The organism is Streptomyces atratus (assembly GCF_040655115.1).
Classification (GTDB): domain Bacteria; phylum Actinomycetota; class Actinomycetes; order Streptomycetales; family Streptomycetaceae; genus Streptomyces; species Streptomyces atratus_D.
The window spans coordinates 1-14,201 of record NZ_JBFAJH010000028.1 but is presented as its reverse complement, the minus strand read 5'-3'; the positions used below and the strand labels follow the sequence as shown (position 1 = coordinate 14,201).

Here is a 14,201-nt window from a genome sequence, read left to right as displayed (position 1 = left end):
GGTCACTTGGGTCCCTCCTGCGTGTCTTCGAAACGTCGCCACCCTCCGTCACCCTCCAGTACGGCGACGGAGGCGTCCGGCAGGGCCTCGCGGTCCACCCTCCCGTCGGCGTCCAACGGCACCTCGTCCAGCAGGGTGAAACTGCCGGGCACCTGGTATCCGGGCAGCCGCCGCCCGCAGTGCGCCGCCAGCACCGCGGAGTCCAGGCCTTCCGCACCGGGGCGCGGCACCACATAGGCGGCCAGGCGGACGTCGCCCGGCGCGGGCTCGCAGCCGACGACGACGGCCTCACTGACGCAGGGATGGTCGTGGAGGGCCTCTTCGGACTCCGCCGGATCGACCCGGTGGCCGCTGATCCTCACCTGGCGGTCGGTGCGGCCGACGAGCTCCGCCACCCCCGCTTCCGTCCAGCGCGCCAGGTCTCCGGTGCGGTACATCCGCGTCCCCGGCGGACCGTACGGATCGGGCACGAACCGCTGCGCGGTCAGCGCGCCGCGGCCCGGATACCCGCGGGCCACCCCGGCCCCGGCCACGTACAGCTCGCCCACCATGCCGACCGGGACCGGCCGGTACTCGCCGTCCAGCACCCGTATCACCGCCCCCGGCAGCTGAGTTCCGGCCGGCACCACGCCCGCGCCCGGATCAGCCGGTACGGGATGGACGCACGGGCCCGCCGACGCCTCGGCCGTCCCGTACTCATGGACCAGCCGGCCGGGACCGAGGACCCCGGCGAGACGCGCTGCCCCGGGCCCCCGCAGCGCCTCGCCCTCGACCACGACCACGCCGGCCAGTGCGGCGGTCCCCGCATCGCCCAACTGTTTTGACAGGAACTCCAGTTGGCCAGACGTCAACTTCAGGAAGCTGAACGGCCCGGCCGCCGCCAACCGCTCCCCCAGCTCCGCCACGTCCAGGTCCTGCGGCAGCATCAGCACCCGTTGCCCGGCCAGCAGCGGCGCCCACATGCCCATCACCGCCAGCTCGCAGGCGATCGACGAGAACACCGCCCCGCCGCCGCGGCCCGCACCGGCCAGGTCCCGCGCCGCCCAGGCCGCGTGGTTCGCCAGCCCCCGGTGTGTGACCGCCACACCATACGGGCGCCCCGCCGCACCCGGCGTGTGGATCACGTACGCCGCCTCGTCCGGATCGTGCGCCACCCCGAGCGCCGCGCCCGAAGCCCGTGCGAGCGCGCTCGCGACCTCCGGATCGTCCACGCACAGCACGCACCTGTCGAACCCGTCGGGCACGTACGCCACCTCGGTGACCAGCACCCGCGCACCCGCGTCGGCGAGCAGCCAGGCCGTCCGGGCCGCCGGGAAGGCCGGATCCAGCGGCACGAAGGCCGCGCCCGCCTTCCACACCCCCAGCATCACCGCGTGCAGATCGGGCCCGCGCCGCACCAGCACCCCCACCACCGAGCCGTGCCCCACGCCCAGCGACCGCAGACACCGCGCCCAGCGGTTCGACGCCTCGTCCAGCCCGCCGAAGGTCAGGGCGAACCCGTCCCCCTCCACGGCGACCGCGGCCGGCGCCGCCGCGGCACGCCCCGCAAAGGCGACCGGCACCGGAACCTCCGACACGGCGGCGCTCTCGACCGATCCCTCGACGGACCAGTGGACCTGCCAGCCCCCGCCCTCGCAGGAGACCACCGCACGCAGCGCGGTGCACTGCGGCCGGCCGGCCTGCCCCGCCAACGTCCGCAGGAGCGACGGCCCGGCCCGGACGACGCTGACCCGATGCTCGCCCATGACCCGCACCAGCGCCGCCGGGTCACGGTCGGCGTCCGGGGCCAGCACCACGGCCGCCCCGGCGCAGAGCGGTGCGAAGATCTCCCACACATGGGCGTCGGAGAGCAGGTCCGCGTGGTGCAGCACCCGGTCCCCGGCGGTCAGCCCGAGCCGGGCGACCGCCGCCGTGACCCTGTCCGCGAAGACCTCGTGTGTCACGACCACGCCGTCTTCGGGCGCGTCGGCGGAGCCGGAGGCGGGCAGTACGCAGGCCGCGGCACCGGGCTCGGAAGCCTTTCCAGAGGCGGCCCACACGCCCTCGGTCTCCGCCGGGACGACGGGAGTGGCTCCCGTCGCGGCCACGGTGTCCCTGGCCGCCGGGTCGCACAGGACCAGCCCGGTCCCGAAGTCCGCCACGAGGACGTCGAGCCGCGGCTGCGGGAGGCTCGCGTCCAGGGCGAGGTAGGGGGCACCGGCCCGCCAGACGGCGAGCAGTGCGACCACCAGGTCGGGGCTGCGGCCGAGCAGCACGCCGACCGGGGCCTCCGGCCCCGCGCCCAGGGTCCGCAGCCGTCGGGCGAGCCGGGCGGAGCGGCGGTCGAGGTCCTCGTAGGACATCCGCAGGCCGCCCGCCACCACGGCGGTCGCCTCGGGAGTGCGCTTCGCCTCGCGCCCGACGAGCCCGGGGACGGTCCGGGCCTGGTCCGTAACGACCGTCGGCGGTGGGGGGGGCATGGGTCTGCGCTCCTTGTCCTGGTCGGTCGCGGATGTCGATCGCAAATGACTGCGGGGCGGGGCGGCTCAGAGGCTGTCGGGCTACCTTCGACCGCCCGGTCAGAGGTAGCCGGACAGCCTCTCAGCCTGACGTTCGACCTCGGCTCAGGCACCCTGTCCGGCCATGCGGCGGCGCAGGCTCGCCGGACGCAGGTCGGTCCACACCTCCTGGATACGGGCGAGGCACTGCTCCCGCGACCCGACGGTGCCCTCGGCACGCCAGCCGGCGGGCAGCTCGCGGTCGTTCCGCCAGATCGAGTACTGCTCCTCGTCGTTGAGCACGACGCGCCAGGTAGCGGCGACGGTCTGCGGTTCGAGCACGGTCACTCCTGTCGGGGCCACGGGCGTTCCACTGAGCCGGACCAGCCTGCCGAGGCCTGCCATACACGAGCTATACGGCGGCTTGTTACTCCTCCACCCCCTGAAGGGGGTGGCTTCTCGCTTTGCCGGTCGGGCTTCGCGACGGGCCGGCCCGGCCCGTAGAACGTTCAGGGCGCCCACTGTGTCGGCGTGCGCGTCGTGGCCGCACACGGTGCAGTGGAACTTGTCCTGGGCGGGCCGGTTCTCCTTGGCGGTGTGGCCGCATGCGGGGCACTTGCGGGAGGTGTTGCGGGGGTCCACGGCCATCACTTCCCGTCCTGCGCTTTCAGCCTTGGCGTTCAGGATCGCGAGGAGCGCCCTCTCCCCGACCAGCATCGTTGATCAATCGGAAGACTTCACGCCCAAGCGCGTGGTTCTCGCCATCCTTGCTCAAGAACGGCGTAGAACTCACCCCCGAGTCGATCTTCGGGTTCTGGCGCCCCTCCCGGCAAGCTTTGCCCACCGAGGTGGCCGGCAAACGACAGGCGCGCCCCGCTACCTGACCGCCCACTCTCTCCACACCTCTGGAGGGTGCACCTCCAGGATCGACGCCGTCCCGCCGGCCACCGTGGTCTCGTACAGCGTGATCCGGTCACCCGGGGCAAGGTGCCTCCACCGCGCCGGCGTCAGGGGCAGGAGGCGCACTGGAGCCCGAGCGCCGGGCGCGAGGTCGGGAGCGAGCTCGACCCACACGCGGGCGATGTCCAGGTCGGATGCCCCGCCCTCCCTCCGGTGGCCGTGTCCCACATAGGCCGCTGCACCCCAGCTCCGGGGATCGGAGTGGATGCGCCGCCGCGCGCGGAAGGCTGGTTCGCGGAGGACCTGGACCGCCTCCCCGAGGCACCCCGCCATACCGAGCTCATCGACGGAGCCCTCGTCTTCATGATGTCGCCCCGGCGGTCCTGGCATGGCCGCCTCGTCACCGCCCTGACCACCACGCTCATGGCGCAGGCGCCGGCCGGCTTCGAGGTCGAGCGGGAGACGACGGTCCGCCTCGATGCCCGCAACCGCCCCGAGCCGGACCTCTTGCTGACGGACCTGCCCTACGACCCCGACCGCACCTGGTACGCCCCAGAGGACGTGAAACTCGTCATCGAGGCCGTATCCCCTGAGTCCGCCCACCGCGATCGCACCGTAAAGCTTCGCAAGTACGCAGAGGCCGGCATCCCTCACTACTGGTGCATCGAGGACGAGGACGGGGCACCCGTCGTCCACGTCTACGAGCTCGACGAACCCACCGGCGCCTACGCGCCCGCCGGTATCTTCCGGGGCGCCCTCCAGCGCCCGGTGCCCTTCGACATCAGCCTCGAGCTCGACAAGCTCACACCGCCCAGAAGCAGCTGAAAAGTCAGCACCATGTCCGCACGGGAAAGCAGTCTCCTGTGCGGGGCTCCGCCGGATCACTCACGACGTGAGAGATCCCGGACTTCGTGGCTATCGGGGCTGCCACGCCCGTACGAGATCCTCCGGCCCCCAGTGCGCGGTGAGCGGCAGATCATCGGTCACCCCACAGCGGGAGACCGCGACCAGTGGAGTATCCGGGGCTGTACCGGGGACGGCGAGCATGTCGCGCACCAAGGCGTCGTACTCGTGACGGCCGAAGGGCTGGGTCTCCAGCCACTTGACCGACCCGACGAAGGACACCTGCCGGGCCACCGGCTCGCGGTCTGCACCGATGAGGTCGATCTCGGGGTTGTTCCGACGGTTCCACCAACCGCCGATGGCCTCGGTCTCGGGCCACTCATCATCGGGCATCAGACGCAGCAAGGACTCGCGGATCAGTGGCTCGACCGCTCGCCCGCGCCAACTGGTCCATGACCGCTCGATGCGTTCCAGTGCCAGGTCACCGCGGCCTCGCTCGATGAGTGGGATCGCACGTGCCAGGAACGCCAGCCAGAACCGCAGATACGGGTCGGCGATCCGGTAGCGCTTGTTCTTGCTGTCCGGCTTGACCGACAGGGGGAGATCAGCAGCCATGACTCGCTTGGCCTGCAGCATGGCCAGCAGCGGGGAGAGCGTGCCGGACGGCAGAGCGTCGGCGCCGCCGGCCTGGGCTGCGATTGCACTGAACGTGCGCTCACCGCTGCCAACCGCTTCCAGTACGGCCCGTGAGTGCGAAGCCTCGGGGAATTCGCCCAGCAGGGACAACTCGCCGGCCACCAGCAGGGGCGAGAGAGGATTGGCGACCGACGCCTGCAAGAAGGCTGTACGCCCCATTCCCGGCCGCCACGACTGCACGATCTCGGGGAATCCGCCAGTGATCAACTGGGCGTCGACGGCCCCTGCGGCGTCGAGTTCGGTCATGGCCTGCACATCGGCCAGGTTCAGGGGGTGGACGGTCATTTTCGCTGCCCGACCGAAGAACGGGCGTCCATACGACTGCAGTGCCTCCATCACCGATGTATCGCTGCCAACCAGCAGCAGAAGCACGGGCTTGGAGGACAAGTGACGGTCCCAGACAGTCTGGAGTGCACCCTCGAATTCCTGATCCTGCTCGACCAGCCAGGGCACCTCGTCGATCACCGCGATGCTGGGTGAGTCAGCGGGTACCGCGAGCGCCAGCGAGCGCAGGGCCTGGTTCCAGTCCTGCGCCTGGAGGCCGGCGACCAGCTCCGCCCCAGGCAGTAGCGACTGCGCGAGCGTCGCGGCAAAGTCGGCGCGCTCCGTCACAGGGTTGCGCCCACGGGTGGCCTGAAACACCACGTACGGCGCTCCCGAGCGGTCGCAGAACTCCTGGACCAGTCGCGACTTCCCTACTCGACGCCGACCCGTCATGATCACAGCCCGCCCCCGAGTGGCTCCAACGCCCTCTGCCACTGTCCGGTACTGCTCAGCCAGCAGCTCAAGATCTCCGGCCCGACCTTGAAACTCCACGACGCACCCCCGGGGACAATTAACGTAGATAGATTCTTACGTAGATTGAATCTTACTTCACCTCGCGACCTGATGGATCGAACGGGGAAAAACCCAGGGGGCGACTCCGAAGAGCACGGCAGTCCTCGATCGCGTTGCGGCCGACCGGCCGCACGCGATTGCCACCGCCCTCGACCCAGGGGAGATCACACCGCCACGAGCCGGACGCGATCGCCACAGAGCTTGGTCATGTCGTCGCTCTCGGAGGTCGACATGACCACGGGGCGATGCTGCCGCAGCGCGGCCTCGGCGACCGCCGCATCGATCGCGTACCTGTGCCCATGCAAACCGGCATCCATCAGCAGCTTCGAGGCCGCCCGCGCCTCCTCGTCGCCCACCGGGACTACACGCAGCCCGGAGAGCACCCAGTTCAGGCGAGGCGTGTTCGTACGGGCGTGGACGACCTCGATGATGGGGAGCGCACTGATAACGACCTCCATGCCGCGCGAGCGCGCTTCGGCAACCAGAGCCACCACTTGCTCGTCGTCGGCGAGCAGCTTCGAGAGCCCCTCGCTGTCGAGGACCAGCGTCCCCTCGTGGCTCAGCTTGCGGCGGGCCACTCGGCCTCCTCGGCGAACACCTCGTCGAAGACTTGCCGCGCCCGCTGACGAGCCTGCTCGGAGACCGGCCCCTTACGGTTCTCGTAGTCCGCCAGGTACTCGTCCATCACCTGACCGCGCAGCTCACGCTCGACCGCCGCGGCGATGAACGCGGAGAACTCCCGCTTGCCACCCACGCCCGGATCGCCTCCGCGGTCCCCTCCGGCAGCGACAGGCTCACCCGCGTCGCCGGCCCGGAGGGCCGCCTCCCCTGCGCTGCCATGACTATGCGCACCCACAGGGTTACGACCGTCGGTAGGATCAGCACCATGAGCAGGAGCAGAAAGTACTCCATCAGCCTGCCCGAGGACCTTGCCGAGGCCGTACGCGCCCATGTCGGGCCCGGTGGCTTCTCCGCCTACGTCGCCGAAGCCCTGGAACAGCGGGTCGCCATGGACAAGCTTCGGGAGATCGTCGCCGACTTCGAGACCGACAATGACGAGCTCACCCGCGAGGAGGTCGAGGCCGCCCGCGCGCTGCTGCGCCACGACCACCGACAGGTCGGCGGTGCCGCCGCCTGATGCCCGGCACCCTGCTGCTCGACAGCGAAGGACTCTCCAAGCTCTACCGCAAGGACCGCACCGTCGTAGCGCTGGTCCAGGCGGCATCAGAGGAAGGCATCCGCGTGGCCACCAGCGCCATGACCACTCTTGAGGCCGATTACGAGCGGATCCACCCGGCCCGCATCAAGTGGGTCCTCTCCCGCGTCGACGTTCACGACGTCACCGGAGAGGTCACCGACGAAGCCGCCGCCCTCCTTCGCGCCCATCATCTCCACGGCCACGAGTACGCCATCGACGCCGCCTTCGCCGTCATCGCCCGGAACGCGCCCCGGCCGGTCACCGTCCTCACTTCCGACCCCGAGAACCTGACGCTCCTGTGCGGCCCATCCGTAGAGGTCGTCAAGGTCTGAAGCGCCGACCACAGCCACGCCAACCCGGTCGGCCGTCAGCCACAGCCCTTCACGGACGAGGACTCCGACCGACTCACGATCGACAACGGTGAGCTGGTGGTGGTGTGGGTCGTGCACGTCGGGCATCGCTCCACGGTTCACGACACCTGATCCTGCGCCAGGAACACGTGCGGTCGGCCGGAATCCGCTGGAGGTAGCGACACCAATGCCAGGACCGGCCGGCCGGACGTCAGCGGCGGCTGCTTCCATGGCGTCATGAGCACTGTGCACGACACCGCCGCCCTCCTCCCCGACCCCGCCGAACTCCGCGTCCATCTGCGCGCGTTGGCCGTCCTGGACGCCACGATCGGCGACGATCCGCGGTTCTGCTGCTACATCTTCGACGCCGCCTGGGGCCCCGGCGAAGAGGCAGCCTTGATGGAGAACGGCTCGGGGGACGACTTCTCCGTCCTCTTCACACCGGCCGGCGTGCTCATAAGCGGCTTCGACCACGAGTCGGAGATGAGCCCGTACGGGACGGACGACGAGCAGGTCTGGCCCGGCGTCATCGACGAAGTGCCCGCCCCGTTGCGCCCGCTCCTGGACGAACCCGCCTTCCGTGATGAGGGCATCGACGCCCCTCGGGTCACCGCCTGCCTGTGGCGGGAGACCGGCGACACCATCTGGCGCACCGGCTCGGCCATCACCTTCCCCTCCGGTAGCGAGGACGCGGACGGCTCCGGCTTCCTCTTCCGTCTTCTCACCGACCGCTCCCCCGAGGCCGTCCAGGCCCACTTCGAGGACTACTACGAGCGCCCCGTCCCCCTCGACGCCATCCGCCACGTCCTCGCCGGACACCCCCTCACCCCCGCGGTCGCCGCGGCCCTCAACCCGGCCGTCCTCTCGGACAACGCACTGCTCCACAGGATCGCCGCGCATCCCGAGGTCGCCTCCTACCTGGCCTGCGACGGCGAGTTCGACCTTGCCCGCACCGACCCGATCGAGTCGATCGCCCTGCCCAACGGCCTCCCTGTGGTGCCCGTCGCCGGCTGCAACGCGGGCGGCACCCACTACCTCTGCAGCCCGACCGTCCCCGACGGCCCCCGCCCTGTCCTCTACACCGACTCCGAGGGTCGAGCCTCCCTCATCGCCGAGTCCCTCGCCGAGGCCCTGACCCTCGCCATCGTCCTCCCGTCCTGGCACGACGCCCTGGCCGGCTTCCGTCCTCCTGCCCTCAACTCCGACTACCTCGACGACCACCCGGACCACCCCACCGTCCGCGACCGCCTCCTCGCCGCACTTCGGCTCCCTCCGGCCACCGACCGGGAAGTCCTGGACCGCCTACTCACCACCGCCGCCCGCACCGTCCCCGACGGATTCCTCCCGCACGTTCCCGATGAGGAGGACTCCGCCTTCCAGCCGATGCTCGAACTGTCTGCCGAGTAGGGCCGCCCCCACCCGACCGGGTCAGTGCCTCGTCGTGCGACAACCGGGGCGCGAGGGCCGAACCCGTCCGCTGCCGACACCACGTCAGAATCCAGCACCATCCCAGCACGGGACATGCGAAGGGGCCGCCTCTCAAAGGAGTCGACCCCATCTGACCTGCATGTTTGCCAGCATGGCAACGTGGTGTTACTTCACCCGCTCACACATTGAAGCGGAACTCCACCACGTCGCCGTCCTGCATCACGTACTCCTTGCCCTCCATGCGGGCCTTGCCCTTCGCGCGGGCCTCGGCGACCGAGCCCGTCTCGACCAGGTCCTCGAAGGAGATGATCTCCGCCTTGATGAAGCCCTTCTGGAAGTCGGTGTGGATGACACCGGCCGCCTCGGGGGCCGTGGCGCCCTTCTTGATCGTCCAGGCGCGGGCTTCCTTCGGACCTGCCGTGAGGTAGGTCTGGAGGCCCAGGGTGTCGAAGCCGACGCGGCCGAGGGTGGCCAGGCCGGGCTCTTCCTGGCCCATGGACTGGAGGAGTTCGAGGGCCTCGTCGTCGTCGAGTTCGATGAGCTCGGACTCGATCTTGGCGTTGAGGAAGATTGCCTCGGCGGGGGCGACCAGGGCGCGCTGTTCGTTCTTGAAGTCCTCGTCGACCAGCTCGTCCTCGTCGACGTTGAAGACGTAGAGGAAGGGCTTGGTGGTGAGGAGGTGCAGCTCGTGGAGGAGCTTGCCCTTCTCGGTGCCTGCCGTGATGCCCGCGTGGAAGAGGGTCTGGCCGGACTCCAGGATCTTCTGGGCCTCCTCGACCGCGGCGAGGACCGCGACCTTCTCCTTCTGGAGGCGGGACTCCTTGGTGAGGCGCGGGACGGCCTTCTCGACGGACTGGAGGTCGGCGAGGATCAGCTCGGTGTGGATCGTCTCGATGTCGTCCTTGGGCGAGACCTTGCCGTCGACGTGGACGACGTTCTCGTCCTTGAAGGCGCGGATGACCTGGCAGATCGCGTCGGACTCGCGGATGTTCGCGAGGAACTTGTTGCCGAGGCCCTCGCCCTCGCTCGCGCCGCGCACGATGCCGGCGATGTCCACGAAGTCGACGGTGGCGGGGAGCAGCTTCTGGGAGTTGAAGATCTCCGCGAGCGTGTGCAGACGCGCGTCGGGGACGCCGACGACGCCGACGTTCGGCTCGATCGTGGCGAACGGGTAGTTGGCCGCCAGCACGTCGTTCTTGGTCAGGGCGTTGAACAGGGTCGACTTGCCGACATTCGGCAGACCGACGATTCCGATACTAGTACTCATGAAGCAAACGTCCGCTCAGGATCAAGAAGGGTGGGATCGGCCGTGACGCCAGGCATGCTCACCGGCTCCTCGTTTCCACAGCAGCCCAAGCGCGCCATCATCTACGTGCGTGTATCACGGTACAGGGACAAGGACGAGAAGATCTCACCCGAACTCCAGATCGATGCGTGCAACACGCTGGCGGAGCGCGAGGGCATGGTCGTCATCGACGTCCTGCAGGACCTCAACCTGAGTGGCAAGTACTTCGCGAAACGCCAGGTAGAGCAGATCATCCAACGGATCAAACGGGGCGAAGCGGACGTCGTCCTGGTATGGCGTTGGTCACGGTTCGGGCGTGACGCGACCTTGAGCTCGTACAACATCAAGCGTCTGGAGCAGGCCGGCGGAGAGATCCGGGCGGCGAAGGAGGATATCGACACCTCCAGCAGCGGCGGTCGGCTCGGCCGGAACACGCACTTGATCGTCGCCGAGTACGAGGTCGACCGCAGTCGTGAATCGTGGATGGAGACCCACGACCACCGACGCAACCGCGGCGTCACTCACGACGGTCAGCTCCGATTCGGTTACGGAAAGTGCCGACGCCCTCTGGAAGGGGACCCTGACTCCCGTTGCGAGAAGTGCCGCGTGGGAGCCCTCCACGTCGAGGAATCGGAAGCCGCCTACGTACGGGAAATGTTCGAGCGCCTGTCGGCCGGAGAGCCGATGAACCGCATCGTGGTCGACATGACAGCGCGCGGCCTGCGCACTCGCGAAGGGGCGGTCCTGACCATCGGCAAGTGGTACCGGATGCTCGACAGCGGATACCAGGCGGGATACGTACGCCACCAGCCGACCAAGTACCGGAAGGAGCTCGGGAGCAGCCACGTGGATGCTCCCGGCATCGAGTGGATCAAGGGGATTCACAATCCGCTCGTTCCCGAGGATCTCTGGACGGCGTACAAGGCGCGGCGAGGACGCAAGTCGGGCAGCACGCGGGACAATTCCCCGGCTCACAGCGTGACGGGCCTGATCTACTGCGATCTGTGCGGCTGGCGCATGGTATCCGGTAGCACGAAGTACAAGCGGAAGAACGGTGACAGCGGGATTTCGGTGTTCTTCCGCTGCTCGGCGAAGGTTCGCGGGGCCACGTGTTCGGGTGGCACGGTGCTCCTCACCGTCGTGGAGGAGGCAGTCCGCTCGTTCCTGGCGTCGCGGGTCACTCCGGAGGGAGACACCATCGCGGCGACTTCGGCCAGGGAGGCCGCGGCGACCCCGGTGGCACGGCCCGTCGAAGTAGATCAGTATGCCCAGCTCAACGAGCGGAACGCCGAACTGGAGCGGCTTGTCACGCTCTACACCAAGGGCATGATCAAGCTGGAGAGCTACGAGCACCGCTATCGGGAGCTGACCGACGCGATCGCCAAGCTGGAGGCGCAAATCGAGCAGCGGGAGAACGTGCCGGTGCCGGCCGTAGCCCCGAGCCCACAGGTGTTCCGGGGCATCCTCACCGAGTGGGAGGGGCTGGAGGCTTGGGCGAAACGTCAAGCCCTGTCGATGGTCGTCCACCGGATCGTCGTCCGCCCCGGGCCCCGTGGCACGAAGGACAAGGTGCGGATCATCCCGGTTGAGGATGCCGAGAAGTACAGCCCTCAGGCGGCCTTGCCGACTCCAGGGCGTGCCTTCGGCGGGGCGGCGGTTGCCCGCGTCGACGACGAGCCACTGGAGGAACTGAGCGATGCGCCCTGATCCCTCCACTGCTGTCCGACCGCGTAACCGATGAACTCGTAGAACCGGCTCCACGGGTCGTCGGTGGCGGTGGCGGTGGCGGTGGCGATACGAAGATTCGGAATCGGCGGCATGCAGGAACTCCCGGCGGCAGGACGTGAACCGCGTCGCGGGACTGGCGACGGCCTGGTCAGGATCCGGAGATCCGAGGGTTTGGCCAGGCCGGGAAAGGGTGGTAGGTGCGCGCCCCTGGGTGGTGGCGACAAGTGCTGTTCTTGGACGCCGAAGGGCGGTTGCTCCACCAGGCGCGCGGTGGAGCAACCGCCCTTTTCCATGGCCGAGAACCCGAGACCTGCGGACGTGTGGAAACGCTGGGCAGACCAGCAGTTACCCCACAGCTCGAACCCACCACGAAGGACTGAAACGATCACTCGGGAATCAAGCCGGTGGATCCATGCTCGGTAGCGAGACCTACGCATTACAAGGGCCTGCAAGATCATCCCGGGTGGTGCTGGACGGTACCGCCCAATCTCATTCCCGCTGATCAGAGACGTGCAGCCTTGATCGCCATTGCGCCTGGTCCACCCTGGTGCCACCCAGTCCGCTCACGCAGCGCTCACCTCAGACCTTCGCCCCGCATCCAGCAACCGAGCGGTCCGAACTGTCAGGACGGATGCCGCGACCCAATGAAATTGCCCAGTGGAGTCGCGCTGCTGGGGCGAGTACTCATTCTGAGATTATCGGTCCAGGTCTCACCCAGTGGTCATACAGCGGCGGGGCGCTGACACGGCCGAAGCAAGGACGGCCACGACGGCGACACAGCAAGAAACCAGAGCGCCCGATTCTGCTGATCCTGGCGCTTGGCGGTGTCGAGGACCGCGGTGAGAACCCTCTCTGTCAGCCTTGGGTGAGACGCCCCGCTTCGGCGGGTTAGCCTGAGAGGGCACGACAGGAGAACCACCCCCTCATGACCAGCACCAAGCCCGCCGGATCCGACCCGGCTCCCCGGCCGAAGCGCCGTACCTTCACCTCGGAGTACAAGCTGCGGATCGTCGCCGAGTACGACGCCGCGCCCCGGAACGAGAAGGGCGCGGTCCTGCGCCGGGAACGGCTCTACCACTCGCATGTCAAGGAGTGGCGGGCCGCCCGGGATGCCGGGGCCCTGGAAAACCTGGTCGACCGCCGGACGAGTCCGGCCCGTGCGAAGAAGTCCGCCGCGGAGGTGGAGAACGAGAGGCTGCGGCAGCAGGTGGAGCGGCTGCAGAAAGATCTGGCCCGGAACAAGGCCGCACTCGAGGTGATGGGAAAAGCTTCCGCGCTCTTGGAAATGATCTCCGAGAGCGCGGACTGAAACACGCCGTCGACCCGGTGGTGGACACCGCGTTCACCGGTGTCGAGGACCAGCTGGGCGTCACCGCCGCCTGTCGGCTGACCGGCCGGTCGCGGGCCACTCACTACCGCAGGCTGCGGCCCTCACCGGAACGGAAACCCAGGAAACCACAAGCCCAGCCCTCGGCCCTGACGGCCGAAGAACGGGCTGCGGTACTGGAGTTGATGAACAGCGACGAGTACGCCGAACTGCCGCCCGCCCAGATCTGGGCCCGCGAGCTGGATGCCGGGCGCTACCACTGCTCCGTCTCCACGATGTACCGGATCCTGCGCGAGCAGGGCCAGTCGGGAGAGCGCCGAAGACAGGCCACCCATCCTGCCAGGGCGGTGCCCGAGCTGATGGCCACTGCCCCGTCGCAGGTGTTCACCTGGGACATCACGAAGGCGGCCGGACCGGCCAAGGGCGTCTGGTATCACGCCTACGTCATCATCGACATCTTCAGCCGTTACATCGTCGGCCACACCGTTGAACGGGCCGAATCAGCCGAACGGGCCGAGGAGCTGATCCGCGAGACCATCGCCCGCAACGGGATCGTGCCCGGCACCGTGCACGCGGACCGCGGCACCTCGATGACCTCCAAGAAGGTCTCCCAGCTGCTGATCGATCTGGGGGTGACACGCTCGCACTCCCGGCCGAAGGTCTCCAACGACAACCCCTACAGCGAGGCCCAGTTCAAGACCACGAAGTACATGTCGGACTTTCCCGAACGGTTCGACTCGCTGACCCACGCCCGCGAGTGGTTCGACGCCTTCATCGCGTACTACAACCATGAGCACCGGCACTCGGGCATCGGCTGGCACACGCCGGCCAGCGTGCACTTCGGGACCGCCGAGGAGGTCCGCGACCAGCGGGCCGTCACCCTCGCCGGGGCATACGCCCGCCACCCCGAACGCTTCGGCCGCCGCCCCCGACCACCCGCAATACCCCAGACCGCCTGGATCAACGACCCAGCCAAGCGCCGCGAACCCGCACCACAAACCTCATAGCGTCACAACTGTCTCACTGGACTTGAAATATTCGTGCGCCGTGGAAAGCGCTGTTTGACCGAGTGGAGGTGGAAGACCTGCGCCGCGAGCCCCGTCGCAGCGGGGCGAGCGTAGCTGACGGCAGC

At 68.8% G+C, this 14,201-nt stretch carries 12 protein-coding genes and 2 pseudogenes; 7 read left to right on the top strand and 7 right to left on the bottom strand.

Annotation, left to right across the window (positions count from 1 at the left end; genetic code table 11):
- Nucleotides 1–2: 2 nt before the first annotated feature.
- The 3 genes and pseudogenes from AB0I23_RS25785 to AB0I23_RS41770 form a co-directional block, all read right to left on the bottom strand.
- A complete protein-coding gene (locus tag AB0I23_RS25785; protein WP_359112625.1) occupies nucleotides 3–2,459 on the bottom strand; it encodes an amino acid adenylation domain-containing protein in 2,457 nt (818 codons plus the stop codon).
- 144 nt (nucleotides 2,460–2,603) lie between these two features.
- Entirely contained in the window at nucleotides 2,604–2,819 is a 216-nt protein-coding gene (locus AB0I23_RS25780) for an MbtH family protein (RefSeq protein ID WP_359112737.1), read from the bottom strand.
- A gap of 174 nt (nucleotides 2,820–2,993) precedes the next feature.
- Nucleotides 2,994–3,194, bottom strand: a pseudogene (locus tag AB0I23_RS41770) (zinc ribbon domain-containing protein); the annotation flags it as partial.
- 444 nt (nucleotides 3,195–3,638) lie between these two features.
- On the opposite strand from AB0I23_RS41770, the gene AB0I23_RS25770 reads away from it, so the two are divergent.
- On the top strand, nucleotides 3,639–4,202 hold the full coding sequence (locus AB0I23_RS25770; protein WP_359112623.1) for a Uma2 family endonuclease: 564 nt from the start codon (nucleotides 3,639–3,641) through the stop codon (nucleotides 4,200–4,202).
- A 90-nt stretch (nucleotides 4,203–4,292) separates the two neighbouring features.
- Here the strand turns inward: AB0I23_RS25770 and AB0I23_RS25765 are convergent, their stop codons facing one another.
- From AB0I23_RS25765 to AB0I23_RS25755, 3 genes and pseudogenes are all read right to left on the bottom strand, one after another.
- Nucleotides 4,293–5,732 (bottom strand): ATP-binding protein, encoded by a 1,440-nt coding sequence (locus AB0I23_RS25765; protein WP_359112622.1) that lies wholly within the window; start codon nucleotides 5,730–5,732, stop codon nucleotides 4,293–4,295.
- 185 nt (nucleotides 5,733–5,917) lie between these two features.
- Nucleotides 5,918–6,331 carry a DNA-binding protein gene (locus AB0I23_RS25760; RefSeq protein ID WP_359112620.1) on the bottom strand — a complete coding sequence of 138 codons (414 nt, stop codon included), beginning with the start codon at nucleotides 6,329–6,331 and terminating at the stop codon, nucleotides 5,918–5,920.
- Nucleotides 6,313–6,593: pseudogene (locus tag AB0I23_RS25755) on the bottom strand (hypothetical protein). Before AB0I23_RS25755 ends, AB0I23_RS25760 begins: the two are co-directional and overlap by 19 nt.
- Nucleotides 6,594–6,639: 46 nt before the next feature.
- Here AB0I23_RS25755 and AB0I23_RS25750 point away from each other — a divergent pair.
- The 3 genes from AB0I23_RS25750 (at nucleotide 6,640) to AB0I23_RS25735 (ending at nucleotide 8,708) form a co-directional block, all read left to right on the top strand.
- The gene (locus AB0I23_RS25750; protein WP_359112618.1) at nucleotides 6,640–6,891 is read left to right on the top strand and encodes a hypothetical protein; all 252 of its coding nucleotides are present in this window, start codon (nucleotides 6,640–6,642) and stop codon (nucleotides 6,889–6,891) included.
- Nucleotides 6,891–7,283, top strand: a complete 393-nt coding sequence (locus AB0I23_RS25745; RefSeq protein ID WP_359112616.1) for a DNA-binding protein — start codon at nucleotides 6,891–6,893, stop codon at nucleotides 7,281–7,283. The genes AB0I23_RS25750 and AB0I23_RS25745 overlap by 1 nt, the downstream gene beginning before the upstream one ends.
- 255 nt (nucleotides 7,284–7,538) lie before the next feature.
- Nucleotides 7,539–8,708: a hypothetical protein gene (locus tag AB0I23_RS25735; protein WP_359112614.1), complete on the top strand. Its 1,170-nt coding sequence runs from the start codon at nucleotides 7,539–7,541 to the stop codon at nucleotides 8,706–8,708.
- 199 nt (nucleotides 8,709–8,907) lie between these two features.
- Here AB0I23_RS25735 and ychF read toward each other — a convergent pair whose 3' ends face one another.
- The gene (ychF, locus tag AB0I23_RS25730; protein ID WP_359112612.1) at nucleotides 8,908–9,996 is read right to left on the bottom strand and encodes a redox-regulated ATPase YchF; all 1,089 of its coding nucleotides are present in this window, start codon (nucleotides 9,994–9,996) and stop codon (nucleotides 8,908–8,910) included.
- 42 nt (nucleotides 9,997–10,038) lie between these two features.
- On the opposite strand from ychF, the gene AB0I23_RS25725 reads away from it, so the two are divergent.
- From AB0I23_RS25725 to AB0I23_RS25715, 3 genes are all read left to right on the top strand, one after another.
- Nucleotides 10,039–11,721, top strand: coding sequence for a recombinase family protein (locus AB0I23_RS25725; protein WP_359112610.1), 1,683 nt, complete (start codon nucleotides 10,039–10,041; stop codon nucleotides 11,719–11,721).
- 946 nt (nucleotides 11,722–12,667) lie between these two features.
- Nucleotides 12,668–13,051, top strand: a complete 384-nt coding sequence (locus AB0I23_RS25720) for a hypothetical protein (RefSeq protein WP_359112609.1) — start codon at nucleotides 12,668–12,670, stop codon at nucleotides 13,049–13,051.
- Nucleotides 13,052–13,068: 17 nt separating this feature from the next.
- Nucleotides 13,069–14,076 (top strand): IS3 family transposase, encoded by a 1,008-nt coding sequence (locus tag AB0I23_RS25715; RefSeq protein WP_359112607.1) that lies wholly within the window; start codon nucleotides 13,069–13,071, stop codon nucleotides 14,074–14,076.
- Nucleotides 14,077–14,201: the final 125 nt, after the last annotated feature.

Bases quoted from the DNA above. Each gene is read 5' to 3' on its own strand.
- AB0I23_RS25785 (WP_359112625.1), bottom strand. From the start codon at position 2,459: ATGCCCCCCCCACCGCCGACGGTCGTTACGGACCAGGCCCGGACCGTC.
- AB0I23_RS25750 (WP_359112618.1), top strand. From the start codon at position 6,640: ATGAGCAGGAGCAGAAAGTACTCCATCAGCCTGCCCGAGGACCTTGCC.
- AB0I23_RS25745 (WP_359112616.1), top strand. From the start codon at position 6,891: ATGCCCGGCACCCTGCTGCTCGACAGCGAAGGACTCTCCAAGCTCTAC.
- AB0I23_RS25735 (WP_359112614.1), top strand. From the start codon at position 7,539: ATGAGCACTGTGCACGACACCGCCGCCCTCCTCCCCGACCCCGCCGAA.
- ychF (WP_359112612.1), bottom strand. From the start codon at position 9,996: ATGAGTACTAGTATCGGAATCGTCGGTCTGCCGAATGTCGGCAAGTCG.
- AB0I23_RS25720 (WP_359112609.1), top strand. From the start codon at position 12,668: ATGACCAGCACCAAGCCCGCCGGATCCGACCCGGCTCCCCGGCCGAAG.